Origin of the sequence: Kitasatospora sp. NPDC059146 (assembly GCF_042786665.1) — a bacterium.
GTDB lineage: Bacteria > Actinomycetota > Actinomycetes > Streptomycetales > Streptomycetaceae > Kitasatospora.
In genome coordinates this window covers 14,033-40,063 of record NZ_JBHZCY010000074.1, presented here as the reverse complement: position 1 = coordinate 40,063, position 26,031 = coordinate 14,033, and the positions used below count along the sequence as shown (strand labels likewise).

The window sequence follows — 26,031 nt, the reverse complement described above, 5'->3', positions numbered from 1 at the left end:
GGCTGCCTCAGCCGCCGAGCAGGGCCGCCCGCTCGGCGCGGAGCCAGCGGCGCTCGGCCGCCATCTCGGCCGCGTCGCCGCGGGCGAGGAAGGCCGCCCACGGCTGCTCGCCGCGCCCGCCGAGCCGCTCGATCCGCGCGGCCTCCCGGGCCTGGAGCGCGTCCAGGGCGTCGAGCACCGCCTCCGGCCGCTCGCCGTAGGCGGTGCACAGCGCGGCCAGGCGTTCCCGCAGCACCCCCGGCCCGCTGACGGCGGCCCGCCGCTGCTGTTCGGCTGAGCGCAACGGCACCGCGTACCAGGCGAGTTGGGCGAGGTCGTCGACGGCGTGGCCGGGCGCCGCGAAGTCCCAGTCGATGAAGCCGGCCAGGTGGTCGCCGTCCCAGACGGCGTTCCACGGGCCGAGGTCGCCGTGCCGGATGACCAGGCCTGGCCGCCATTCCTGTTCCGCGCCCTGCCAACGTGCGCCGGCGGGCGGCCGGAAGTCCCGGACGGCGTCGTGGTAGGCGCGCAGCCAGCGCCCGAGGGCGTGGACGCCCGTGGTGGACCGCAGGACGGCAGGCCAGGGTGCGAAGGCGGGTTCGCCGTGCAGCAGCGAGAGCACCTCCTCGCCGCCCTCGACGGCGATCGGCCGTGGGGCCCGCGTGAAGCCCGCCGCCTCCAGGTGGGCCAGCAGCGCGTGCACCGCGGGCGTCCACGCGCCGACCGGCCGGCGGATGGTGTCCCCGATCCGCCGCACCGTGGTCACGCTGCCCCGGTCCGTTGCTCCGTCCTCGATCACCGGGGCAGCGTAGCCGTCCCCGCAGGTCGGCGTCGCGCGGGTTTCCCGCCGGGGAGGCGTCCGGGCGGCCGAGCACTCAGGCCGACCGCAGCGTGGCGGTGGCGATCTCCAGGAAGTCGCGCAGCGGCGTGCCCCGCCGGTCGGCCGGGTCGGCCGGGACGGCCAGGCAGGTCTCGACTCCGGGGACGTCGGTGACGGTCCGGTGGACGAGGTCGGGGCGGGCGTAGGAGCGCACCACGCTGAGCGGCAGCAGGCCGATGCCGTGCCCGGAGGCGATCAGTTCGAACTTCTCCTCCAGCGTGGCCGTCCGCCGGAGCGGTGCGTCGAGCATCCGCTCGCCGGCGAGGTCGGCGGTGGTGAGTTCGGCGCGGGCGGCCAGCGGGTGCGTCGCGGGCAGGCAGGCGACCCGGGGCTCGTGGCCGATCGGGATGGTGCGCAGCCCCGAGTCGTCGAACGGCCGCCGCAGGTAGGCCACTTGGCAGCGGCCGTCGCGCAGCGGCGCGTCCGGCTCCCACCAGCGCGCCGGGACGAGGTCGGTCTCGACGTCCGGGTGCCGCAGCGCGAACGCGCGGATCGCCTCCGACACGTGGAGGCCGGGCGAGAAGGCGACGACGAGCCGCCGGGTGCCCCGGTCGGCGTCGTGGACGCGCTGCACCGCCGCGGCGACGGCCGCGAGGATCCCCCGTGCCTCCTCCTGGAGCTGTCGGCCAGCCGGGGTCAGTTCCACGCTGCGCGTGGTCCGGACCAGCAGGGTGCACTCCAACTCCTGCTCGATGGCCCGGATCTGACGACTGAGGACGGGTTGGGTGATGTAGAGCTGTTCCGCCGCCCGGCCGAAGTGCCGGTGTTCGGCGACCGCCGCGAAGTAGCGGAGCTTGCGCAGGTCGAGATCCATGCCTGGAAGGTATCAATGCCCCAGGAAGGGTATTGGACGCCGCAGTTGACCGGCCCGAGACTCGACACATGATCGTCATCACCACTCCCACCGGCCAGATCGGCGGCCGGCTCCTCGACCTCCTGCTCGACGGGCCGCACGCCTTCACCGAGGAACTGCGCGTCGTCGTGCGCGACCCGGCGCGGCTCCCGGAGGCCGTCCGGGCCCGCGTCGACGTCGTCGCCGGCTCCCACGACGACCCCGAGGTCGTCGACCGCGCCTTCACCGGCGCGCACGCCGTCTTCTGGGTCGTCCCGCCCACCCCGCAGGCACCGAGCCTGGACGCCGTCTACTCCGGGTTCACCCGGGCCGCCGCCGAGGCCCTCACCGCCCACGGCGTCCGGCACGTCGTCGGCGTCTCCGCGCTCGGCCGCGGCACCCCCGTCGCCCACCGCGCCGGGCACGTCACGGCCTCGCTGGCCATGGACGACCTCCTCGCGGGCACCGGCGCGGCCTACCGGGCGCTCGCCAACCCCTCCTTCATGGACAACCTGCTGGAGCAGACCGCCTCGATCCGGGACCGCGGCGTGTACACCTCCACCGTCGCCGCCGACCGCCCGGCGCCGCTGGCGGCCACCCGGGACATCGCCGCGGCCGCCGCCGACCTGCTGCTCGACCGCTCCTGGACGGGCACCGGCGAAGTCCCGGTGCTGGGCCCCGAGGACCTCTCCGCGAACGACATGGCGCGCATCATGTCCGAGGTCCTCGGCCGCCCCGTCCGCTACGAGCGCCAGTCGCTGGACGACTTCCGCGCCTCGCTCCCCGGGCACGGGTTCAGCCCGGCCCTCGTGGAGGGGTACGTCGACATGATGCGGGCCAAGGACGACGGCCTGGACGCCGGGGTCGAGCGCACCCCGCGGAGCGCGAGCCCGACGACCTTCCGCCAGTGGTGCGAGGAGGTGCTCAAGCCGGCCGTACCGGCCTGACCGTCAGGCCCCGGGCGGGCGACACGCCCGGGGCCCGGGCGTCGCCCGCCCGGAGGCCGCGGATTCCGGCAGGGACGGAATCGCGGCGGCGCGGGTTTCCCGGGCCGGGCGGCGGTCGGGCAGGGTGGGGGTCCGACCGTCCCCCGATGGGGGTTCGACCGCCCCCCGACCCGAGAGAGCGTCATGATCTTCATCACCGTGAAGTTCCCCGTCCGCCCCGAGCTCAGCGCCCAGTGGCTCGACATCGTCGCCGAGTTCACCGAGGCCACCCGGGCCGAGCCGGGGAACCTGTTCTTCGACTGGTCCCGCAGCGTGGACGACCCGGACGAGTACGTGCTCGTGGAGGGGTTCCGGGACGGCGAGGCCGGGCGGGCGCACGTCGAGTCGGCGCACTTCCGCAAGGCCATGGGGACGCTGTCCGGTGCGGTCGCCGCCAAGCCCCGGATCATCAGCGTCGACCTCCCCGACCGCGAGGGCTGGGACCTCATGGGCGAGATCACCCCGCGCGAGGCCTGAGCCCGGACGCCGAGCGGGGGCCGGACCGGGGGCCGGTGGCCTCCCCCGGCCCGGCCCCCGGCACACTGGACGGGTCACGCCGCACCAGCAGGAGCGGCACCAGCACGAGGAGCACCCCGTCATGGCCGGGCAGACCGGGCCGCGCGCCGCCGACCGCACCCTGGAGGTGCTGGAACTCGTCGCGGGGTCACCCTCGCCCGTCCCGGCCAAGGCCCTCGCCCGCAGCCTCGGCTGCGCCCTGTCGACGGCCTACGCCCTCCTCGCCCCGCTCACCGAGCGCGGCTACCTGGTGCGCACCGACGGCGGCTACGCCCTCGGCTACCAGGTCTCCGCCCTGCACCGCGCGTTCCAGCGGCAGATGGGCCTGACCGACGGCATCGACGACCTGCTCGCCCGGATGCGGCAGGCCACCCGCGCGTCCGCGAACTACGTCGCCTACCAGGGCGACGGGCTGGTGATCGCCGACGTGCGCACCGTCGCCGCCGACGGTGACCAGCGGCCCGAGCTCACCGTCGGCGTCGACCCGCGCTTTCACGCCTACGCCCACGGCAAGATCGCCCTGGCCGCCGCCGGCCCGGCCGCCCGCCGCCGCTACCTGGAGCAGCCCGGCCTGCGCCGGTTCACCCCGCGCACCATCGCCTCGGTCGACCGGCTCGACGAGGAGCTGCGCCGGATCCGCCGCACCGGCGTCGCCCTGGACGTCGAGGAGGCCCGTACCGGCCTGGCCTGCCTGGCCGCGCCCGTGCTCGGCGCGGACGGCGCCGTGATCGGGAGCGTCTCGCTGGCCGTCCGCCCCGAGGACCTGCGCGCCCGCCGCCACCAGCTGATCGCCGCCGTCAAGCAGGCCGCCCGGGAGGCGTCCCCGGCGCACCCGTCCTGACGCCCGGGGGCCCCGCCGTCAGGAGGGACCGGGCACCAGCGGGGCGATGACGTGCTGGGTCGGGTTCGTCCCGTTGTCGTCGTCGTTGTCGTCGGTGTTGACCGAGGCGGTGACGGAGCTGGTCGCCCAGGAGACCACGCCGAGGATCAGGAAGAGCACCACCAGGCCGCGCCCGCCGCCGCTCAGCACCAGCGGGCGGGTGGCCGAGACCCGCTCGGGCTCGCTGCCCGGCTCCTCGCCGAACAGGCGCTTGGGGTAGGCGGAGGTGAGCATCACCAGGTAGGCGGTGTAGCGCAGCTGGTAGCGCAGGATCGCGGTCGTCGCCTCGTAGAGCGGCTGCGGCATCCGGCCGAGGACCAGCACCACCAGCCAGATGATGAACGAGACCATCCACCAGCCCGCGTGCAGCAGGCCCTGCACGATGGAGGCGGGGATGACCAGGATGATCCGGAACAGCACGGCCAGCCGGTTCAGTTCACCGGGCCGCAGGCCGACCTGCACCGGGTACTCGGGGGCGCTGAACCGGAACGGCGGGTAGCGGTCCACGGTGAGCATCAGATAGGCGGTGACCCTCGCCTCGTACGGGACGAAGGAGCTGAGGTAGGTCGCCGCGAAGTCGGGCAGCCGGCCGAGGACCAGCGCGCAGAACCAGCCGACCACGGTGACCACGAACGCCACCAGGGACAGCACCCACAGCACCACGAACTGAGGGATCAGCAGCAGCAGGCGCAGCAGCACCGTCCAGCGGTTCTGCTCGGCGGGCGCCGGCATGTCCAGGACGGGAAGCCACTCACGGCTGACGGGGGCGGGGGGAGCCTGCCACATCCGGGCCTCCACGGTCTCGGAACGACGGGGACCCGGCAGTCGTGCACCGCCGGGTCCCTCCGAAGATCGCAGTCCGCCGCCCGCCCCGCGCGCCACGCTGCGCCGGACGGGTCACGCCGCACCCCGGCGCCGTACGGGGGCAATCCCCACCGTTCGTACACCTGGTGTCCGGATGGTCCAGTGGATCTTGGAAAGGAGAGGCTGAGGGGCAGACGGAAAGTCCTACCTCCGAGGAGAGCCCCGATGTTCAACGGGAAGTCCAGCAAGCGTCGTACGGCCCGCGCCGCGACCGTGGCCGCGGTCGCCCTCGGCTGCGCGGTCGCGACGGCCGGCAGTGCCGGGGCGATCGTCAACGGGACGGCCGCCCCGCAGCGCTACCCGTTCATGGCCTCCGTCCCGGTGTCGGCACCGGGCCTGGACGACGGGGTCTGCGGCGCCTCGCTGATCGACCGCCAGTGGGTGCTGACGGCCGCCCACTGCGTCGACCCGAACCTGGTGAAGCCTGCGGGCACCGTGCGCATCGGCAGCGCGGAGCGCAGGTCCGGCGGCACCGTCCGCGCGATCGCCGGCACGGTCACCCACCCCGGGTACCGGCAGGGAGGCAACGCCGGACCCAACCAGAACGACGTCGCGCTGATCCGGCTGGACCGCCCCGTCAAGGAACGGCCGATCCCGATCGCCGGGCGGCCCGGCGACCCCGGCACCCCGACCCGGCTGCTCGGCTTCGGCACCGTCGTCGACACCGGCGACCTCGGCGGCCTGCGCTTCCCCGACCGCCTCCAGCAGTTGGAGACCCGCCGGGCGGGCGAGGCCGAGTGCGACCCGGGCTACGCGGGCCCCACCCGGCTGTGCACCGTCAGCCTGGTCCCCCGGGCGATGGCCTGCTTCGGCGACTCCGGCGGGCCGCAGCTCCAGCGCGGCCGGGGCGGGCGCTGGGAGCTCGTCGGCGTCACCTCCGGCCCCGGCGTCGGCGGGCACGTGCCGTGCTCCGCCGGCCCCGGCCTCTACAGCAGCGCGCCCGCCTACGCGGAGTGGATCCGCGCGACGATCCGCGCGAACGGCTGAACGCCCGCCCGGTGACGAGGTGACCGGCCCGGGGCGGACCCGGGCCGGTGACCCCGTCACACGGCGCCGGTCAGTAGAACAGGTCCGGGCTGAGCTGGTAGTCGTAGTTGGAGCCGCCGTTCCAGTAGAGGCGCACCTCGGCCTTGTAGTCGTGGCCCGGGCTCGGGTTGCTCAGGGTGTAGCTGAAGCTGTACGGGCCGGTGTGGCAGCCGAAGCTGGTGTCCAGCGCCCTGCCGCCGGTGGTGTAGTCCCAGAGGATCACCTCCTCGGTGCAGTTGCCGTTGCCGAAGTTGGTGTTGGCCGTCGCCGTGACCTGGCCGTTCCCCGCGCTCACACACGCCTGTTCCCAGTCGGGGCCGCCGCAGCCGCCACCGCTGGACGCCGCGGCGGTCCCGGTGCCCGCCAGCGCGAGGCCGGCGGCCAAGGCCGTGCCGACCAGGGCGATCGCCGTCTTCCTGACTCCGTTGCCGAACATGACGGTCCTGCCTCTCAGTAGCGGCCCGGTCCGGTGACCGGGCGCAACAGAAGGTTCGGGTACGGCGATGGACGTTTGATGAGCAAGCGCGTCGGACGCGTGCGCGAGTCCGTCAGGCGAGGCCGTGCAGCGTCCGTTCGATGTCGGCCGCGTCCCGGAGGTGGCCCAGTTGCCGGAACCGTCCCAGTGCCTCGCTCAGGCAGCTCCTGGCCCGGTCGGTGCGGCGCAGCGCGGCGAACGCCTCGCCGAGGATCCCGAGCGCGTGCCCCTCCAGGGTGCCCGAGGCCTGCCGGGCCAGCGGGAGCGTCTCCTGCGCCGCCCGGACGGCGGCCCCGGCCCGCCCGGCCGCCAGGTGGACCCGGGCGATCAGCACGCTCGCGGCGACGTGGTAGTCGGTCTGGCCGAAGCGGCGCATCCGCCGGCGGGCGTGCTCGGCCTCGACGAGGGCGGGTCCGAGGTCGCCACCGAGGTGCAGCACCCGGGCGAGGTAGAAGTGGCTGAGGGCCTCCGCGCAGCAGCTGTGCCGCCCGGTGAGCTCGGCGCCCCGGGTGGCGGTGGCCCGGGCCTGGGGGAACCGGCCGGTCTGCGCCTGGTTGACGGCGAGTTCGCCGAGGGCCAGGCCTTCGGCGCCCTCGTCCCCGAGCTCGTGGAAGAGTGCGACGGCGCGGCGCAGCGCGACGATGGCGTCCTCGTAGCGCCGCTCCAATCGCGCGGTGGAGCCGAGGAGGTGCAGGGCCCTCGCCCGCAGTGGGCGCAGCTCGCGGGCCCGGCAGAGCGGCAGGGCGCGCTCGAGTTCGGCGCGCGCCTCGGGGAAGCGGCCGGTGTGCCAGAGCATGCTCGCGCGCACCGAGCGGGCCAGTGCCTCGGCCGCGTGCTCGCCGCGGCCCCGGGCCGTGTCGGCGAGCCGGCCGGCGAGCTCGGCCACCGACCCGGCGTACCCCCGGCCGAAGAGGGAGGATCCCATGGTGTCCAGCAGGTCGGCGGCCCGGGCCGCCGGCAGGTCGGGGTCCCGGCAGACCCGGTGGATCACCGCGTGGTGCAGGGCGCTCTGGGCCAGCATCCAGACGTTGGCCTCGTCGACGCCGCGGAAGGTCAGCCCCGGCACGGTCGTCGTGGCCCCGGTCAGCTGCTTCCCGGCCCGGTCGACGTGGCGGGCGCTCCCTTCACCGTTGCGGGCGCTGGCGAGGCAGAAGTCGAGCAGCCGGGCGAAGGCGGCGGTGAGCGCCTCCGGGGCGTCCTGCCGCTCGCTCCGGCCGCGGGCGAACGCCCGCACCAGGTCGTGGAGCCCGTAGCGGTCGGCGGCGGGCGACTGGAGCAGGTTGAGGTCGACCAGCGTCTCCAGCAGTTCCCGGGTCTCCTCGGGGGCGCGGTCGAGCAGGGCGCCGGCGGCGGCGAGCGGGAGTTCGGGCGTGTCCGGCAGCGCGACCAGCCGCAGGGCGCGGGCCTGGGCGGCGCCGAGCCGGGCGTAGGAGAGGGCCAGCACGGGTTCCACCGCACTGTGGTCGAAGGCAAGTTCGGCGAGCCGGGTGCCTTCGTCGGCCAGGCTCGCGGCGAGCGCCGCGAGCGGCTGCCCCGGGTCGGCGGCCAGCCGAGAGCCGGCCACCCGTACCGCCAGCGGCAGCAGGCCGCAGGCCGCGACGATCGCGGTGGCCGCCCGGGGCTCGGCCGCGATCCGGGCCCGTCCGGCGACGGCGGCGAGCAGGTCGACCGCCTCGGACGGCGGCATGGCGTCCAGGTGGAGGTGGTGGGCGCCGGGCAGGGGGCCCAGCCAGTGGCGGCTGGTGAGCAGCACCGCGCAGTTCCGGGTGCCCGGCAGCAGCGGGAGCACCTGGGCGGCGTCGGCGGCGTTGTCGAGCAGCAGCAGCACCCGGCGTCCGGCCAGCGTGGTGCGGTAGAGCGCGGCGCGTTCGGCGGGGTCGGTGGGCACCGCACGGTCCGGCACGCCGAGGGCGGTGAGCAGGTCGGCGAGCGCCTCGGCCGGGTCGAGCGGGTCGCTCAGGGTGCCGCGCAGGTCCAGCCGGAGCTGACCGTCGGGGAAGCGGTCGCGCAGGGCGTGCGCGACGTGCAGGGCCAGCGTGCTCTTGCCGACCCCGCCGAGGCCGTTGACCGCCACGACGGCCACGGCGGTCGGGTCCGGCGGGGCGAGCAGGGCGGTCAGCCTCGCCACCGCGCTCTGCCGGCCGGTGAAGTCCGCGATGCCGAAGGGCAGGTGCCGGGGCGCCGGGAGCAGGGACGGAGGCGGAGGCGGGGACTGGGCCGGGGACTGGGCCGGTACGGCGCGCGGGCGGTGGGCCGGGCCGCTCGGGCCCGCCGGTGCCGGGGCCGGGGCCGGGGCGGTACGGCGGATCCGGTCCAGTACGGCGTCCAGCTCGGCGCAGTCCAGACCCTGGTCGTGGTAGAAGCGCCGGGCTTCGGCGTGCACGGCCCGGGCCTCGTCGGGCCGACCCGCCCGGTGCAGCCCCAGCACCAGCAGGGCCCGGAAGCGCTCCTGGAACGGATGGGCGAAGACCGCCCGGCCGAGGTCGACGAGGCAGGACGGGCTGTCCCCGAGTTCCACGTCGAGGCCGAGCTTGGTCTCCAGTGCCGCGATCCGGCGCAGGGTCAGGTGTTCGCGCAGTTCGGCCGCGTGCCGCCCCGGCAGGCCGGCCAGCGGCTCGCCCCGGTGCAGGGCGAGCGCCCGGGCCAGCAGGTCGCGGGCCTGCGGCGGCCGGCCGGCGGCCAGCGCCCGGTCGGCCTGCCCGACCAGGAGGTCGAACACCCCGAGGTCGACGGCCCGGGCCGGCACGTCGAACCGGTAGCCGTCGTCGACCGTGACCAGCAGGTGCCCGGCGGCGTGCCCGCGCAGTTCCTTGCGCAGCCGGTAGGCGTGGGTGGCCAGTACGGCGGCGGGGCGGTTCGGGAGGGCCCCCTCCTCGAAGACCCCGTCGGCGAGCGCGGCGGCCGTCAGCACCCGGCCGGGGCGGGCCAGCAGCATCGCCAGGAACGCCCGCTGCTGGCGGCGGCCCAGGTCGAGCGGCTGTCCGTCGTACCAGCCGGCCGGCGGGCCCAGCAGGGCGAAGCGCGGTCCGGCCGCGCCGCCTGCCGGGGCCCCGGGGTGGGCCCACACCCCGTCCGGCGCGTCCGCGCACTCGGTGGGTTCGCGGCGGCTCATCGGCCACCGCCCGACCCGCAGCCCACGGCCGTGACCGAGGCCGTGACCGGCGCGACCGGTTCGGCCCGGGGGTCCTCGGGCCGGGGCAGCAGAGCGGAGATCGGCCAGGCCGGGCGGCGGACCAGCCGGTCGGCCGCGCGGCGCAGCGGGCCCGGCAGGTGGTCGCAGGCGGCCGCCAGGGCCCGGGCGGCCTCCGGCTCGCGGGCCGGCCGCTCCGGGCCGAGGATCCGGCCGAGCAGGAGCAGTGCCTCCGGTGGGCTGAGCCGGCCGAGACCGACGGGGTGTCCGCCGCCCTCGATCCCGGCCGCCCCGGCCGAACCGCCCGGGCCGTCCGAACCGCCCGGGCCGCCTGGGCCGCCTGGGCCGTCGAGCGTGACGAGGGCGGCGCAGCCCGGCGCCGTGGGCAGCAGGGGGCGGACGGCTGCCACGGCGGCGGCGCCGTCGAGCACGACCAGCAGGCGCCGTCCGGCCAGCAGCCGGTGGAACAGGTCCCGGCGCTCGGCCGGACCCGGCGGTACGGCCCCGTCCTCGACGCCCAGCGCGCGGACGAACGCCGCCAGGGTGTCGGACACGGCGTCGGGGCCCGTGGTGTGCAGGTCCGCGTACAGCTGGCCGTCGGGGTAGCCGGTGGCGGCCAGGTGGGCGGCGTGCACCGCCAGGGCGCTCTTGCCCGCGCCGCGCGGGCCGGTCACGGTGGCCAGCGGCGCCGTGCGGCCGGCCGGACCGGCCAGCAGCGCCGCGACGGCGGCCAGTTGGGCCCGGCGTCCGGTGAAGTCGGGTAGATCGGGGGGCAGGTGGAAGGGCCGTCGAACCGCCCGGGTGGGTGGCGTCGGCACCGGCGCCGGGTGGCCGGAGAGCTCCAGGTCGAGCTCCCGGCAGTGCCGCAGTGCCTCCTCCCGGCGGCCCGCCAGCAGGCGGCGTTCGTGGGCCGCGAACGGCCCCGGCACGTCGTCCAGGGCCGGGCCGGACCAGAGCGCGAGTGCGCCGGAGAGCAGGGTGCGGGCGCGTTCGGGCTGCCAGTTGCGGCGGGCGGTGGCGGCGTCGGCGAGCCCGGCCAGGAAGGCCGTCCGGTCGACGGCGCCCGGGTCGACGTCCAGCCGGTAGCCCTTGCCCTGGTGCCGCAGCACGCTCGGGCCGGTCCGGTCCGGCGCCGCGCCGTCCAGCACCTTGCGGAGCCGGTAGACGTGGCCGGGCAGGGCGGCGGGCCGGTCCGGCGCGCCGTCCGCCTCCTCGCCCCACACCCCGTCGACGATCTCGCCCACCGGGACGGTCCGGCCCTGGGCGGCGAGGAGCACCGCGAGCACCGCCCGGTCCCTGGCCCGGTTGATCCGCATCTCCCGGTCGGCGGACCAGGCCCGCAGCGGCCCCAGGACGGTGAAGCGCATCTCTCGCACGGCCCTCTCCGACAGGTCCTGCCCGGCCCGCTCCGAACGGACCGGACCCAACTCTGCGTCATCTTACGTGTACAGAACGAGAGTTGGTCCGATCTTCCGGAGTTCCGGCCGGATTGCCGGGGGGCGCGGGCCGGTTCCGCACGCCGGGCGGGCGGCCGGAACGGTCAGTCCGTCAGCTCCCGGGCCAGGTCCGCCACCATCCGTTCCAGCCAGGACCGGACCGTCCCCGCGTCGAACAGGTCGGCGTCGTACTCGGCCAGGCCCGCGTAGCCGTCCGCGTCCGGGGTGAGGAGCACGGAGAGGTCGGCGCGGGTGGAGGGGCCCGGCACGTCCTCGACCTCGACGGCCAGGCCGGGGAGGTCGAGGGCGATCGCCGGGGTGCTCTGCACCGCGAGCAGGACCTGCGGGTACCCGGCCGGCAGCCGGACGCCGCGCTCGCGCAGCGGCTCGACCAGCTGGCCGAAGGGCACCGTGGCGTGGTCCAGGGCGGTGGCCACCGCCCTGGCCGCCGTGTCCACCGAGGCCCCGAACCCGCCGGGCGGGCGGGTGGGCAGCCGGATCGGCAGGCCGGTGGTGAGCAGGCCGACGACCTGCTCGTCCACCGGCCGGGTGCGGTTGGCGTACGAGAGCACCACCAGGGTCTCCGCCGCCCCGGTCAGCTCGCCGAGCAGCCGGGCGTAGGCGGCGAGCAGCACCGCCGAGGCGGTGGTGGAGCGCCCGGCGGCGCAGCGGCGCACCGCCTCGGCCGACCCGGCCGGGACGCGGAAGGCGAGGGTGCCGCCGCGCCCGGAGCGCTGCTTGGGGCGCGGCCGGTCGGTGGGCAGGTCCACCGCCGGCGGGGTGTCCCCCAGGACGTGGGCCCAGTGGTCGAGGGCCTCGGTGACGGCGGCCGGGGTGACCACGGTCCGCTCCCAGCAGGCGTGGTCGGTCATCCGGCCGGGGTCCGGCAGCGCGGCGCCGTCCCCGCGGTACAGCGCGCCCAGGTCGGCCAGCAGGGTGGCCAGGGACCAGCCGTCGACCACGATGTGGTGGAGCGACAGCAGCAGCACCGCGACGTCCTCGGCCGTGCGCAGCAGCCGAGCGCGCAGCAGTCGGTCGCCGTCCAGGTCGAACGGCAGGGCGCCCTCGGCCCGGGTGGCCCCGGCGAGCGCCGCGTCCCGGGCGGCCGGGTCGAGCGTGCGCAGGTCCTCGACCGGCAGCTCCACCGGGGTGTTCGGCCGCACCTGCTGGAGCAGGCCCAGGTCGGTGTGCCGGTAGCCGGTCCGCAGGCTCTCGTGGCGCTCGCTCAGCGCCGTGAGGGCGGCGGCCAGCCGCTCGGGGTCGAGCGGGCCGCGCAGGGTGATGCGCTGGGTGATGTTCCACACCGCCGGGTCGGCGGAGCGGCCGTGCATCCCGTACAGCCGGCGCTGGGCCAGCCCGGCCGGCGCGGCGGCGAGCGCCGCGCCGGAGCCGGTCAGGACGGCCAGCAGCCGGTCCCGGTGCGCCCGGACGAGCCCGGCGGCCTCCTCGTCCAGCGCGCCGGCCGGGGCGAGGTAGCCGAGCCGCTCGCCGGTGGTGCGCAGCACGATCCCGCGCTCGTCGAGCAGCCGGACCAGGCGGTCCCAGCCCTGGTCGGCGGTGGATACGGGGGCGGGGGCGGTCACAGCTCGCCCTCCTCGTAGGCCGGGGCCGGGCGGTCCTGGACGGCCGGGCGGTGGGCGGCCATCGCCCGGATGGTGGGGCGGCGGAAGAACTCCAGCACGCCGATCCGCAGCCCGGTGGCCTCGCGGACCCGGTTCAGCAGCCGGGTGGCGGCCAGCGAGTGGCCGCCGAGGTCGAAGAAGGAGGTCTCCACCCCTGTGGGGCGGCCGAGTTCCTCCTCCCACAGCCGTTGCACGGTGCGCTCCAGTTCGGTGGCCGGGGCGACGGCGGCCAGTCCGGCGCCCAGCGGCAGCGGCTCCGGCAGGGCGGTGGTGTCGAGCTTGCCGTTGACGCTGAACGGCAGTTCGGCGACCGCGGCCCAGAGCCCCGGCACCATGTGCTCGGGCAGCAGGTCGGCCAGCCGGTCGCGCACCCGGGGCAGGTCGGCGGCCGCGCACTGGACGTACCCGGCCAGCGCGGTGCCCGTCGCCGTCCGGCGTCCCGTCACGGCGGCGCCGCGCACGCCCGGCACGGTCCGCAGCACGGTCTCGACCTCGCCCGGTTCGATCCGGTAGCCGCGTACCTTGACCTGGCGGTCGGCCCGGCCGAGGTACTCCAGGGTGCCGTCCGGCCGCCACCGGCCGAGGTCGCCGGTGCGGTAGCGGCGGCCCTCCGGGGTGTCGGTGAAGACGGCGGCGCTCTCCTGCGCCCGGCCGGGGTAGCCGAGCCCGACCTGGACGCCGAGCACGTGGATCTCGCCGACGGCCCCGGCCGGGACGGGGCGTCCGGCGGCGTCCAGCAGCACGATCCGGGTTCCCGGCACCGGGCGGCCGATCGAGGCGTGGTCCGGTCCGTCCGGGGTGGCCTCGCCGGCCGTGACCCCGTGGGTCTCGGTGGGGCCGTAGTGGTTCAGCAGCCGGCAGCCGGGGTTACGGGCCAGGAACGCCCGCAGGGCGGGGGTGAGCAGCAACTGCTCGCCGCCCTGGATCAGTTCGCGCAGGTGGGGCGCCGGTTCGTCACCGAGCGCCGCGACCAGCGCGGCCAGCGGGGTGTACGGCAGGTGCAGCCGCTCGGCCCGGGTGGCGCGGACCACGGCGGCCAGCGCGGTGATGTCGTAGCGGGTCTCCTCCTCGATCAGCAGCAGGGTGCCGCCGCCGGCCAGTGTGGTCAGCATCTCCTGGACGCTGACGTCGAACCCGCAGGAGGCGTACTGCAGGGTGCGGGCGGCCGGGTGCTCGGCGACGTTCCAGTCGATCAGCGAGGCCAGGCCGAGGGTGTGCATCAGCACGCCCTTGGGGCGGCCGGTGGAGCCGGAGGTGTACAGCAGGTAGGCGGCGGACTGCGCCGACGGGACGGGCAGCGGCGGCAGTTCCGCCCCGCCCGCGGGCCCGGTGTCGGTGTCGGTGTCGGTGTCGGTGTGGACGGTCGGCAGCGAGATGCCCATCAGGTCGGTGCCCCGGGCGGTGAGCAGCACGGTCGGGGCACTGTCCGCGGCGATCAGCCGGCAGCGCTCCGCGCCCTGCACCGGGTCGATCGGCACCAGGACGGCGCCCAGCCGCAGCACGGCCAGCAGCGCGGCCACCTGGTCCGCCGAGCGCGGCAGCAGCACGGCCACCCGGTCGCCCTCCCGTACCCCGGCGGCGAGCAGCCGGCGGGCCAGGCCCTCGGCCCTGGCGTGCAGCGTCCGGTAGTCGGTCGCGGTGCCGTCGGCCGCGACCACCGCGACGGCCTCCGGCCGGTCGGCCACCGTGGCCGCCACCCGGGCCAGCGGGTGCGCGGGCGCCGGCGCCGCCTCCGGTCCGCACTCCAGGGCGGGGTCGGCGGGGGCCGCCGTCAGCTCGGTGAGCGGTCGCGCCGGGTCGGCGACGGCGGCGGCCAGCAGCCGCTCGAAGGCGTCGAACAGCCGGTCCACCGTGGCCCGGTCGAACAGGGTCTCGGCGTACTCCACGTGGCAGCGGATGCCGTCGGGGAGGTTGGTGAGGAAGAGCGCCAGGTCGAAGGCGGAGCGGTCGACCACGTGGTCCAGCGGGCGGGCCGTCACCCCGGGCAGGTCCAGCTCGAAGACCGCGTGGTTCTCGAACTCGACCATGACCTGGAAGAGCGGGTTGCGGCTGGTGTCCCGCTGCGGGTTCAGTTCCTGGACGAGGACCTCGAAGGGCAGCTGCTGGTGCTCGTAGCCGTCCAGCGCGGTGGAGCGGACCCGGTCCAGCGCCTCGGCGAAGTCCGGCTCGCCGGTGAGGTCCAGCCGCAGCGCCAGGGTGTTGACGAAAAAGCCGACCAGGTCCTCGGTGCCGTCCGCCCGGTTGGCCAGCGGAGTGCCCAGCACCACCTCGTCCTGGCCGCTGTAGCGCTGGAGCACCCCGGCGAAGGCGGTGAGCAGCACCATGAACAGGGTCGAGCGCCGCTCGCGGGCCAACTCCCGGATGCCCGAGGAGAGTTCGGCGGGAAGGTGGCGGACGTACGAACGGCCGCGACCGTCCGGTACGGCGGGGCGGGACCGGTCGGTGGGCAGGGTCAGCACCGGCAGCTCGCCGCCCAGCACCTTGCGCCAGTGGTCGAGGCTCTCCTCGTAGGCCCCGGCGGCCACCGCGGCCCGCTCCCGGGCGGCTTCGGCGGCCGGGGTGGTGGTGAGCGCGGGCAGCCGGTGCGGCCGCTGCTCCCGGGCCGCCCGGTACAGCTCCCCCAGCTCCCGGGTGATCACCACGGTGGACAGGGTGTCGATCACGATGTGGTGCATGGACAGCACCAGGACGTGCCGGTCCGGCCCGGTCGCCAGCAGCCCGGCGCGGAACAGCGGGCCCTCGGCCAGGTCGAAGCGGCGGGCGCCCTCGGCGGCGACCAGCGCGGCCACCGCCTCCTCGGCCGGCCCGTGCACCGGGACCCGCTCCAGCACCGGGCCGTCCGGCGCCGGGATCACCTGCTGGAACGGTTCGCCGTCCTGCTCCCGGAAGACGGTGCGCAGCCCGACGTGCCGCTCCACCAGCGCGCGCAGCGCGGTGTCGAGCGCCTCCGGGTCCAGCGGGCCGTCCAGTTCGACGGCCTTGACCTCGTTGTACTGGGCGGCGTCGGGCAGCATCCGGTGCAGGAACCACATCCGCTGCTGCGCGTAGGACAGCGCGGCGCCCCGCTCGGTGGAGCGGCGCAGCGCGTCGATCTGCGGCAGGCCGGCGGCCACCAGGTCGGGGGCGAGCCCGAAGTCGACGAAGCAGGCGATCTCGTCCGCGCCGGCCGCCCGCAGCTCGGCGAGCACGGACCCGACGCTCTCCGGGGTGCCGATCAGGGCGCGCGAGGCGCAGTAGCGCTCGTAGGCGCGCTCCAGCACGAACTCGAGGTCCTCCTCGCGGGTGTTCTCGAAGTCCAGGGTCAGGCCGAGGCTGTTGGCCATCTGCCCGAACAGCGAGAGCGAGGAGCGCAGGTAGTGGCAGAACGGGCGGTAGGCCTGCGCGCGGGCGGTGGCGAGGTCGGCGCCCAGGTAGGTGTGGACCAGCACCACCACCCGGCCGGCCTCCGGGTCCAGCCCGTGCTCGGCCCGGGTGCGCCGGTAGAGGGCGACGTTCTCGGCGAGTTGGGCGATGTCCTGGGTCATCAGGTTGGTGATCACGCCGAGGTCGTGCCGGGCGGCCTCGCGGAAGCTGTCCGGGTTGCCGACGATCGCGGTGAACATCGGCGGCTGCTCCTGCAAGGGGCGCGGGTGCAGGGTCACCTCGATCGGCTCCCCGTTGCCGTTGCGGCCGCGGTAGGGCTCGCCGCGCCACAGCGCCCGGACGGTGTCGACCTGGCGGTGCATCAGCTCCTTGTGGCCGCCGTAGTTCTCCGGGAAGAACAGGAAGTCGTTGGGGTGCCAGCCGCTGGCGCAGCCCAGCCCGACCCGGCCGCCGGACAGGTTGTCCACCACCGACCACTCCTCCGCCACCCGGACGGGGTGGTGCAGCGGCAGCACCGCGCAGCCCGCGTTGAGCCGGATCCGGCTGGTCTCCCGGGCCAGCGCGGCCGCCAGCACCGAGGGGTTGGGGAAGATCCCGCCGAAGGAGTGGAAGTGGCGCTCCGGCAGCCAGACGGCGTGGAAGTCGTGCCGGTCGGCGAAGCGGGCGCTCTCCAGGACGATGCGGTACTTCTCGTCCTCCGGGGAGTCCTGGGGGTAGTCGCCGAAGAAGTACAGGCTGAAATCGACCGGGCGCTGCGGGTCGCTCACCGGGTGGTACGGAACGGGCTCGGCCCCGGTACCGGTGCGGGATTCCGTGGTGAGTGCGGGCAGTTCGGGCAGGTCGGCCGCCGGGCGCGGGGTCGGGGCCGGGAGCCGCACCCCGGGCGAGGCCGGGAAGAAGCCGCCGCGCCGCAGGCCGCGCAGCGACTCCCGGACGGCGTCGACCACGAACTCCAGGTCGCCGTCGGTGTGGGCGGTGGAGAGGAAGAAGTTGCGCCACTCCCAGACGTAGACCCCGCGGGTCAGCAGCTCCGGGAAGAACAGCTCCACGTCGGCCCGCGGCTCGAACCGGAACAGCGAGCCGAAGTGGGCCAGCCGGAGCGGGAACTCCTCCTCCTCGAAGAACCCGTTGAGGGTCGCGGCCAGTTCGTCGGTGCGGGCGTTCAGCCGCTCCTGGAGGCCGGGGCCGGCCTCCTTGAGGTGGCGCAGCACGGCACCGGCCGCGGTCATCGCCAGCGGGTGCTGGATGTAGGTGCCGCCGAAGAAGGTGGTGTCCTTCGGCGGGTAGCTGTCGTCCCCGTAGTCCCAGTGGCCGCCGTCGATCCCGTCCAGGATGTCGGCCCGCCCGGCGATCGCGCCGATCGGGTAGCCGCCGCCGAGCACCTTGCCGTAGGTGGAGAGGTCCGGGGTCACGCCCCAGAAGCCCTCGGCGCCGCGCAGGTGGGGCCGGAAGCCGGTGAGCATCTGGTCGAAGAGCAGCACGATGCCGCGGCGGGCGGTCAGTTCGCGCAGCGAGCGGACGAACTCGGCCGGCTGGCGGCCCGGGTGGCGGCTCTGCACCGGTTCGACCAGTACGGCGGCGATCCGGTCGCCGAGCTCCTCGATGACCTGGAGGCTCTGCGGATCGCCGTACCGCAGCACGATCAGGTCGGCGACGGCGCTGCCGGGGATGCCGCTCGACACCGGGACGGTCTCCCGGTCGGCGCCGTGGCCCACCGTCCGGCCCAGGGTGTGGTCGAAGTGGCCGTGGTAGGAGCCCTCGAACATGACGATCTTGTCCCGGCCGGTGAAGGCGCGGGCGAGCCGGATCGCCCCGGCGTTCGCCTCGGTGCCGGAGTTGGCGAAGGCGACCCGCTCGGTGCCGGTCAGCTCGGCCAGCAGCTCGGCGGCCTCCCCGGTCTCCGGGCCGCGCGGGCCCAGCCGCAGCCCGCCGGCCAGGTGCTCGCGGACGGCCTCGGCGACGAACTCCGGGTCGTGGCCGAAGAGCAGGACGCCGAAGCCCATGGTGATGTCGACGTAGGTGTTGCCGTCGAGGTCCTCCAGCCGGGAGCCCCGGGCCCGGCGGGCCGCGAGCGGGTAGAGCATCTCCTTGGTCGAGGAGCGGAAGCCCACCACGGCGCGGCTGTCCGCGAGGGTGCGGCGGTGGCGGCGGGTGACCGCCTTGGAGGCGGCGGTACGGGCGGTGAAGCGGGCGACCAGCCCGTCCACGTGGGCGCGCTGCTGCTCGGTCAGGCCGCCGGCGGCCATGCCGGACTCGCGGGAGACGGTCACCCGGGGGCCGTGCACCTGCGGGGCGGCCGGCGCGGGGGCGGCGGCGGGAAGCGGGGCCTCGACGGCCGGGACGACGACCGGGGCGACGGACGGGGGCAGGGCGGCGGGGGCCGCCACCGGGAGGGGCGCGGGCGGTACCGCCCCGGTCGCGGGCGCCGGCCCGGTCCCGGCCAGCAGGCCGAGCTGGTCGCGCATCAGGTCGGAGAACTGGCCGAGCAGCGCGAGCTGGCGCTCGATCAGGCCGGTGCCGTCGGTCACCGGGGCGGAGGCGAGCGGGACCGGGACCGGGGGTGCGGACGGAAGTGCCGGGACGGGCGCGGCAGGAGCGGGCGCGGACGGAACGGTCGCGGCGGGTACGACGGGTGCGGCGGGCGCGGCCGGTACGGGGAGGGCGGGCGTTGCGGCCAGGGGCGCCGGGGCCGCGACCGGCTCCGGCGCGGCCGCCGGGAGCAGCCCGTCCCGGACGTCGGGCTCCAGCCGGTCGGCGATCAGCCCGGCCAGCCGGGCCGGGGTGTCCGCCGCCTCGAACAGTTCGCGCATCGAGATCCGCACCCGGAAGGCGCGCTCCAGGTCCCGGATCATGTTGATCATCCCGAGCGAGTCGGCGCCCAGGTCGAAGAAGGGGTCGTCGGCGCCGACCGCCCCCTCGTCGTGGCCCAGCTGGCGGGCCGTCTGCTCCAGCACCCGGCGCAGCACCGCCTCCTCGGCGAGCTGCTCGGGGCTTGCTGCGGCGGCGGGGACGGCGGCCGGGACAGCGGACGCTGGGACGGCGGCCGCCGGGGCGGTCGGCTGGGGCGGCGGTGCCTGGTGCATGGCGGGGTCCTCGGTGGTCGTCGGCCGGTCGGGGGCGGTGAACCAGTGGCGGCGGCGTTGGTAGACGGTGGTCGGCAGGGGCACCCGGCGGGCCGGGCCGTCCGGCCAGTCACGGGCGGCGGCGAACCGCGCCCAGTCGATCGGGACGCCGTGGGACCACAGCGCTCCGGCCGCGGCGTCGAACTGCGGCTCCTGCGGGGCGCCGCGGCGGGCACCGGCCACGAAGTGGCGGTGCGGCAGCTCCCGGCGGCCCATGCCGGTGAGCGTCGGGTGCGGGCCGAGCTCCAGGAACAGTTCGTGGCCCTGCCCGTCCAGGGCGGCGAGCACCTGGTCGAAGCGCGCGCACTCCCTCGTCTGCCGGACGAAGTAGTCGGGCGTGGGCACGGTGCCGGGGGCCAGCACCTCGCCGCCCAGGTTGCTCACCAGCGGTACGGTCAGCGGGCGCAGCCGCAGCCGGGCGAGCTGTTCGCGGAACGGTGCGAGCACCGGGTCGAGCAGCCGGGAGTGGAACGCCCGGTCGGTGGCGAGTCGTTCGGTGGTCACGCCCTCGGCGGCCAGCACGGCCTGGGCGGCCGCGATGTCCCGCGGCGGGCCGGACAGCACGCACTGGCCGGCGCCGTTGACCACGGCGAGCTCCACCCCGGGCAGCCAGTCGGCGAGTTCGGCGAGCCGCTGCGGACCGGCCATCACCGCCGTCATCGCGCCGGGAGCGGTCGCCCGGTGCATCAGCCGGCCGCGCAGCGCGGTGAGGAACATCCCGTCGGCGAGGTCGAGGGCGCCGGCCGCGTGGAAGGCCGCGTACTCGCCGGCGCTGTGCCCGGCGACGGCGGCCGGGCGCAGCCCGAGCTCCTGCCAGAGCCGCAGCTGGGCCGCTTGCAGGGCGAACAGCGCGGGCTGCGCGGCCTCGGTGGTCCAGTCGTCGGCGGCGCCCTCGGGCACGGGGTCGAGCAGCAGCGGCAGCAGCGGTTCGTCCCAGGCCTCGCGGTGCAGCCGGTCGCACTCCTCCAGGACGGCCCGGAAGACCGGGAAGGCGCGGTGGAGTTCGGCGGCCATGCCCCGGTACTGGCCGCCCTGGCCGGTGAAGAGCAGCACCGGCCGGACGTCACCGCGCGGGGCCTCGCGGCGTACCGGTGCGGTGGCCGAGCCGCGGCCCGCCAGGTGGGCCTCCAGGCCGCGGAGCAGGTCCGCCGGACCGGCGCCGGTGACGGCGAGCCGGTGGCGCAGGGCGCGGCGCCCGCCGCCCAGGGTGAGCGGCAGGTCGCCGGGGGCGGGCGCCGGTCCGGCGGCCAGGCGGTCGCGCAGCAGCCCGGCCAGGGCGGTCAGGCCCTGTTCCGTACGGGCGGAGAGCGGCAGGACGGTCGGCGCCTCCTGCCGGGGGCCGTCGGCGGCACCGGGCGCGGACGACGCCGGGGCCTCCTCCAGCACCAGGTGGGCATTGGTGCCGCCGACGCCCAGTGCGCTGACCCCGGCCCGGCGCGGGGTGGCGCCGGCCGGCCAGTCGCGGCGCTCGGCGGCGAGCCGGAACGGGCTTCCGGCGAGCTCCAGCGCCGGGTTGGGGCGGTCGAAGTTGACCAGCGGCGGGACGGTGCCGTGCCGCAGCACCAGCAGGGCCTTGATCAGCCCGGCCATTCCGGCGCAGGTGTCCAGGTGGCCGATGTTGGGCTTGACCGAGCCGAGCGAGCAGAAGTCCGCGGCCCGCGTCCGGGCCCGGAACGCCTGGGCCAGGGCCCGGAACTCGATCGGGTCGCCCAGCGGGGTGCCGGTGCCGTGCGCCTCGACGTAGCCGACGCTCTCGGCCGGCACCCCGGCCAGGTCGAGGGCCCGGCCGATCACGGCCGCCTGCCCGTCCACGCTGGGCGCGGTGTAGCCGACCTTGAGCCCGCCGTCGTTGTTGACGGCGGAGGCGAGGATCACGCCGTGCACGGTGTCGCCGTCCGCCAGTGCCCGGTCCAGGCGCTTGAGCAGGACGGCCGCGACCCCGTTGCCGCCGACGGTGCCGGCGGCCGCCGCGTCGAAGGCCCGGCACTCGCCGTCGGGCGAGAGGATCGACCCCTCCTCGTAGCGGTATCCGGCGGCCTGCGGGATGTGCAGGGCGGCGGCTCCGGCCAGGGCCAGGTCGCAGTCACCGGCGAGCAGCGACTGTGCCGCCAGGTGCACCGCGACCAGCGAGGTGGAGCAGGCGGTCTGCACGCCGATCGCCGGGCCGGTCAGGCCCAGCCGGTAGGCGACCCGGGTGGCGGCGAAGTCGGCCTGGTTGCCGATCGCGGTCTGCAGCGCGGACACCGGCTGGGCCGGGTCGGCCGTGCCGGCCAGGGTGTGCTGGTAGTAGGTGCGCAGCGCGTACAGGGTCATCCCGGTGCCGGCGAAGACGCCGACCCGGCGGTGCGGGTCGGGGGCGTCGTAGCCGCCGTCCTCCAGGGCCTGGCGACAGATCTCCAGCAGCAGGCGCTGCTGGGGGTCCATCAGGGCGGCCTCGGTGCCGCTGATGCCGAAGGCCTCGGCGTCGAAGCGGTCGGTGTCGGGCAGTGCCCCGGTCACCGGGACGAAGTCGGGGTGCCGGTACTCCTCGGGGCGCAGTCCGGCAGCCGCCAGCTCCTCCTCGGTGAACCGGGTGGTGCTGCGGACGCCGTCGACGATGTTGCGCCAGTACTGCTCGGGGGTGTCGGCGCCGGGGAAGCGCAGGGCCAGGCCGACGACGGCGATCCGGCGGTCGTCGCCCGCCGGGGCCCCGGGGGCGGTGCCGCTCGCGGTGCCGGTCGCGGTGGCGGTCGCGGTGGCGGTCGCGGTGGCCTGGGCCGGCGCGGGGGCCTCGGTCAGGTGGGCGATCAGGGCGTCCACGGTGGGGTGCCGGAAGAGTTCGGTGGGCGCCGGGGGCGTCGGCAGGGCCGCGCTGAGGGCGCCGTGCACCCGCATCAACTGGAGCGAACCGATGCCGAGTTCGGCCAGCGGGCGGGCCGGGTCGAGCGGGGCGTCGAGGACCGTCTCGAAGGCGTCCAGGACGGTCCGGCGCAGCTCGGTGGAGACCGGCGAGGCGGCGGCAGGGGTGGGCTCGGCAGGGGCGGCCGCGGCGGGGGCGGGCTCGGAAACCCGCTGCGGGGGCCGGTCCTCGTCCGTACGGCCGGCGGGCGCCTCCGGGACCGGCCGAGGCGCGGTCGCCAGCAGGTGGCGGCGCGCGGCGGGGGCGCTCGGGTCCGGCCCGGCGTACCAGCGGCCCGGGGCGCCGGCCAACAGCAGCGTGGCCAGCCGGCGGCCCTGCGCGGCGCTCAGCACGGCGATGCCCCGGGCGGCGGAGGCCTGCTCGTGGTCGGTGGCGCGGTTCATGCCGACCCGGCTCCACAGGCCCCAGGAGATCGTCCAGGCCGGGGTGCCGGTCTTCCGGTGCAGCCGTTCGACCGCGCTCTCCAGGTAGCGGTTGGCGGCGGCGTACGCGGTGGAGCCGACGGCCTCCTGGAAGCCGACCATCGAGGAGAAGCCGACGAACTGGGCGCCGGGGCGCTGCCGGACCAGCTCGACGAGGTGGTCCGTGCCGGTCGTCTTGGCACGCACCGCCTCCCGCCAGTCGTCCGGGCCGGTGCCGGAGAGCAGGGCGATCCGGTAGGCGCCGGCCAGGTGGAGCACGCCGTCCAGCGGTGCTCCCCAGTCCCGTTCGGCCTCGGCGACCACGGCGGCCAGCTGCTCGCGGTCCGTCACGTCGGCGCGGCGGTAGTCGACCCGGCCGCCGTAACCGGACAGCCGGTGCAGCGCGGCGCGGCGTTCGGCCGCCTCGGCGGTGGGCGCGTCCAGGTCGGTGCGGCCGATCAGCAGCAGTCGGGAGCCGTGGTCGCGCAGCAGGCCGGGCAGCAGCTCGGCGGCGATCCCGCCGAGGCCGCCGGTGACCAGGTAGCGGGCGCCGGGCGAGAGCAGCGAGCAGCCCTCGTCGGCGGGGGCGTCGGTGGCGGTGCCGGGTTCAACCGGTCCGAGCCTGGGCACCCACGGACGGCCCCGGCGCCAGGCGCTCTCCGGCTCCGGCCGGGGTTCGGCCAGCAGGGTGAGCAGGGCGGCGGCCTGCTCGGCGGGCGGCGGACCGGTCGGCAGGTCGATGTGCCGGGCGGCGGGCACCAGTTGCTCGGCTCTCGCCCCGGCGGTCAGTGCCGCCGTCAACGCCGCCGCCGGGTCGGGGAGTTCACCGGGCAGTACGGCGTGCAGTCCGGCGCTGACGGTGACCAGCTCGCCGGTCGGCGGCCGCTCGGCGAGGGCCCGCAGCAGGGCGAGCAGGGCTACGTCCGGCGGTACGCCGTCCGACGACGCGGCGGGCCCGCCGTCCGCGCCCCAGAGGTGGACCACCCGCCCGGGGCGCTCGGCGCCGAGCGCCCGCCGCCACTGCGCGGGGTCGGCGGTCGGCGGCTGCTCCACCAGGACGGCCCCGGGCAGGGCGGCGGCCAGTGCCTCGGCGAGGGTCCCGGGACCGGCCGGGCCGAGCAGCAGGGTCGGCTCCGGAGGCTCGGAACTTTCAGGATCTTCGAAACCTTCGGAATCCGCGGGAGCCTCGGAATCCTCGGAATCCTCCGGAGCCTCAGGGGCGTCCGGCGCCGGGCGGGGTTCCCAGACGATCCGACGCACGCAGTCGGAAACGGTCCGGGCGTTGGCCTCCGCCAGGTCGATCGCCACGAGGTGCTCGTCGAGCCCGCCGTCGAGCAGGCGCCCGCGCAGTGCGGTGCGCTGGATCTTGCCACTGGTGGTGCGCGGGAAGTCGGCCGCCGGCACCGGCAGCACCAGGGCGGGGGCCGGCTGCCGCCGGGCGGCCAGCACCCGGCGGACCTCGGCGGCCACCGGGGCTGCGGGGGCGTCCGGGTCGTTCGGCACATAGGCGATCACCAGCTGTTCGGTGCCGGTGCGTTCGTCCGGGACCCCGAAGGCGGCGACGTGCCCGGAGCGCACCCCCGCCACCGAGGCGACCACGTCCTCCAGTTCGTGGCAGAAGTGGTGCACCCCGTTGACGATGATGATCTCCTTGCGCCGGCCGGTGAGCACCACCTCACCGTCGGCCAGGAAGGCGAGGTCCCCGGTGTCGAACCAGCCGTCGCCGACGAAGGCCTCGCCGTCGGCGGCCGGGTTGTTCAGGTAACCCGGCGTCACCCGGCCGGAGTCGACCTGGAGCCGGCCGACCCGGTGCTCGGGCAGGGCCCGGCCGTCCTCGCCCGCCACCCGTATCCGGGCGCCGGGGGCGGGGCGCCCCATGCTGAGGAACGCGGTGCCGCGCTCCGGGGAGTCCGGGTCCGCGGGCTCCAGCCGGCCGGTCAGCGAGTCGGTGCGCACCAGCCGGCGGGCGCCGTCCTCGTGGTAGCGCTTGTAGGTGATGACGGTGCAGGTCTCGGCCATGCCCCAGCCGAGCAGCACGTGCTCCGCCCGTACGCCGAACGGGCCGGTGGCGGCCAGGAACTCGTCCAGCACCGCCTCGGTGCACTGCTCCCCCGCGTTGATCAGGGACTTGACCGAGGAGAGGTCCCAGCTCCGGCCGGGGCCGGCCGCCCGCACCGCCTCGGCGACCAGCCGGTAGCCGAAGTTGGGCGACCAGGAGTGTGCGCCCCGGTAGCGCTCCAGGGTGTCCAGCCAGACCAGCGGGTCGGCGAGCACCAGCTCGGTGGGCACCTGCACCTGGTCGGCGGCGAGCGCCACGTCACGCAGGTGGAACATCAGCAGCCCGGCGACGTGGTCCAGCGGCAGCCAGTTGACGGTGACGTCCTCGGGCAGGGTGCCCTGGGCGACCGCGCCGGCCACGTACTCCAGGATGCCGCGGTGGGTGATCTGCACCGCCTTGGAGCGGCCGGTACTGCCGGAGGAGAGCTGGAGGATGGCCACGTCGCCAGGGTCCGGGGCGTGCTCGGCGCCCGCGCCGACGGCTGCGGCGGCGCCGTCGGCGGGGCGGTCGACCGCGATGACCCGCAGGCCCGGCGCCGGGTAGAGCTCCTCGAGCCGGGCCAGGCCCGCCACGGCCGGACCGCCCGCGAGCACCGGCGGCTCCGCCAGCGTCTGCCAGGCGTGCCAGAGCTTCTCCAGGACCGGGTTGGGCTGGTCGTACGCGGGCGGACGAGCGACCGTGACCGGCTGCACCCCGCCCAGCAGGCAGGCCCACAGGGTGGTGAAGTAGCCCTCCTGGTCCGGGACCTGGAGGATCACCCGGTCGCCCGCCCGCAGCCCCGCGGCGCTCAGCAGGGCGAGGGTCTCCCGGGCCCGCTCCAGCAGCCGGCGGTAGGTCAGCCTGGTCGCCCCGCCGTCGGCCCGGACCAGGTGCAGGCCGCGGTCCGGGTGCCGTTCGGCGGCGCGCAGCAGGGCCTCGGGCAGGGTGCGCGGCGCGTCCGGAGCCGGGGCGGGCAGCGGGGCGCCGACCGCCTCGGTCCCGGGGTCCTCGCTCCCGGGCTCCTCGGGTACGGCCTCTTCGGGCGTAACCTCTTCGGACGAGGCCTCTTCGGGCGCGGCCGTCGAACCGGCCGTCGAACCGCCCGGGGTCGCACCGGCGGCCGTGCCGGCGGCGCCGAACGGCCGCCAGTGCGGGGTGAGTTCGCGCAGGTGGCGGAGCGCGGGCCCGGCGCCGGCCGGCGGCCGGGCCGCGGCGGCGGCGAGGGCGGCGCGGTCGGGTTCGCCCAGCGCGGTCCGCACGATGCCGTCCAGGAGGTGCACCTCGGTGCCCGGGTCGGCGTCCAGCAGGGCGGCGGTGGCCCGGCGGCGCAGCGCGACGGGGTCGGTGTCGGCGGCGGGCACCAGGTAGGCCAGCAGGCCGAGGCGGCCGTCGGCGCGCTCGACCGGCAGCACTGCGCAGTCGGCGACCTCGGGACGCAGCAGCAGCCGGGCCTCCAGGGCGCGCAGCCGGGCGCGCTCGGAACCGGTGGGGCTCATCGGCGACGGCACCTTTCGGATCGGTGCGGGGCGTGCGCGGGTAGGGCTGCCCCGGGTTGCGGAGGGTGGGCGGATCGGGGTCGCCT

At 76.5% G+C, this 26,031-nt stretch carries 12 protein-coding genes; 4 read left to right on the top strand and 8 right to left on the bottom strand.

What is annotated here, in order from left to right; all coding sequences use genetic code 11:
* Window positions 1-7 precede the first annotated feature (7 nt).
* Window positions 8-778: a phosphotransferase gene (locus ACFXPX_RS27580; RefSeq protein ID WP_380643862.1), complete on the bottom strand. Its 771-nt coding sequence runs from the start codon at window positions 776-778 to the stop codon at window positions 8-10.
* A gap of 76 nt (window positions 779-854) precedes the next feature.
* The gene (locus tag ACFXPX_RS27575) at window positions 855-1,673 is read right to left on the bottom strand and encodes a LysR family transcriptional regulator (RefSeq protein ID WP_380530485.1); all 819 of its coding nucleotides are present in this window, start codon (window positions 1,671-1,673) and stop codon (window positions 855-857) included.
* 68 nt (window positions 1,674-1,741) lie between these two features.
* Here ACFXPX_RS27575 and ACFXPX_RS27570 point away from each other — a divergent pair, with 68 nt between their 5' ends.
* The 3 genes from ACFXPX_RS27570 to ACFXPX_RS27560 all read left to right on the top strand — a co-directional run bounded on the left by ACFXPX_RS27570 (window position 1,742) and on the right by ACFXPX_RS27560 (window position 4,034).
* On the top strand, window positions 1,742-2,638 hold the full coding sequence (locus ACFXPX_RS27570; protein ID WP_380643860.1) for an NAD(P)H-binding protein: 897 nt from the start codon (window positions 1,742-1,744) through the stop codon (window positions 2,636-2,638).
* Window positions 2,639-2,821: 183 nt separating this feature from the next.
* Entirely contained in the window at window positions 2,822-3,154 is a 333-nt protein-coding gene (locus tag ACFXPX_RS27565) for a putative quinol monooxygenase (protein ID WP_380530509.1), read from the top strand.
* Between the two features lie 121 nt (window positions 3,155-3,275).
* The gene (locus ACFXPX_RS27560) at window positions 3,276-4,034 is read left to right on the top strand and encodes an IclR family transcriptional regulator (RefSeq protein WP_380643858.1); all 759 of its coding nucleotides are present in this window, start codon (window positions 3,276-3,278) and stop codon (window positions 4,032-4,034) included.
* 18 nt (window positions 4,035-4,052) lie between these two features.
* Here the strand turns inward: ACFXPX_RS27560 and ACFXPX_RS27555 are convergent, their stop codons facing one another.
* Complete coding sequence (locus tag ACFXPX_RS27555) at window positions 4,053-4,859, bottom strand: DUF4389 domain-containing protein (protein ID WP_380530479.1); 807 nt, start codon at window positions 4,857-4,859, stop codon at window positions 4,053-4,055.
* Window positions 4,860-5,102: 243 nt separating this feature from the next.
* Here ACFXPX_RS27555 and ACFXPX_RS27550 point away from each other — a divergent pair, with 243 nt between their 5' ends.
* Window positions 5,103-5,924, top strand: a complete 822-nt coding sequence (locus ACFXPX_RS27550; protein WP_380530476.1) for a S1 family peptidase — start codon at window positions 5,103-5,105, stop codon at window positions 5,922-5,924.
* Window positions 5,925-5,994: 70 nt separating this feature from the next.
* Here ACFXPX_RS27550 and ACFXPX_RS27545 read toward each other — a convergent pair whose 3' ends face one another.
* The 5 genes from ACFXPX_RS27545 to ACFXPX_RS27525 all read right to left on the bottom strand — a co-directional run bounded on the left by ACFXPX_RS27545 (window position 5,995) and on the right by ACFXPX_RS27525 (window position 25,945).
* Window positions 5,995-6,399, bottom strand: coding sequence for a hypothetical protein (locus ACFXPX_RS27545; RefSeq protein WP_380530473.1), 405 nt, complete (start codon window positions 6,397-6,399; stop codon window positions 5,995-5,997).
* Window positions 6,400-6,511: 112 nt separating this feature from the next.
* Window positions 6,512-9,550 (bottom strand): BTAD domain-containing putative transcriptional regulator, encoded by a 3,039-nt coding sequence (locus ACFXPX_RS27540; protein ID WP_380643856.1) that lies wholly within the window; start codon window positions 9,548-9,550, stop codon window positions 6,512-6,514.
* A complete protein-coding gene (locus ACFXPX_RS27535; RefSeq protein WP_380643866.1) occupies window positions 9,547-10,935 on the bottom strand; it encodes a BTAD domain-containing putative transcriptional regulator in 1,389 nt (462 codons plus the stop codon). Before ACFXPX_RS27535 ends, ACFXPX_RS27540 begins: the two co-directional genes overlap by 4 nt.
* A gap of 173 nt (window positions 10,936-11,108) precedes the next feature.
* The gene (locus ACFXPX_RS27530; protein WP_380643854.1) at window positions 11,109-12,587 is read right to left on the bottom strand and encodes a condensation domain-containing protein; all 1,479 of its coding nucleotides are present in this window, start codon (window positions 12,585-12,587) and stop codon (window positions 11,109-11,111) included.
* Entirely contained in the window at window positions 12,584-25,945 is a 13,362-nt protein-coding gene (locus ACFXPX_RS27525) for a MupA/Atu3671 family FMN-dependent luciferase-like monooxygenase (RefSeq protein ID WP_380643852.1), read from the bottom strand. The genes ACFXPX_RS27530 and ACFXPX_RS27525 overlap by 4 nt, the downstream gene beginning before the upstream one ends.
* Between the last annotated feature and the right edge of the window lie 86 nt (window positions 25,946-26,031).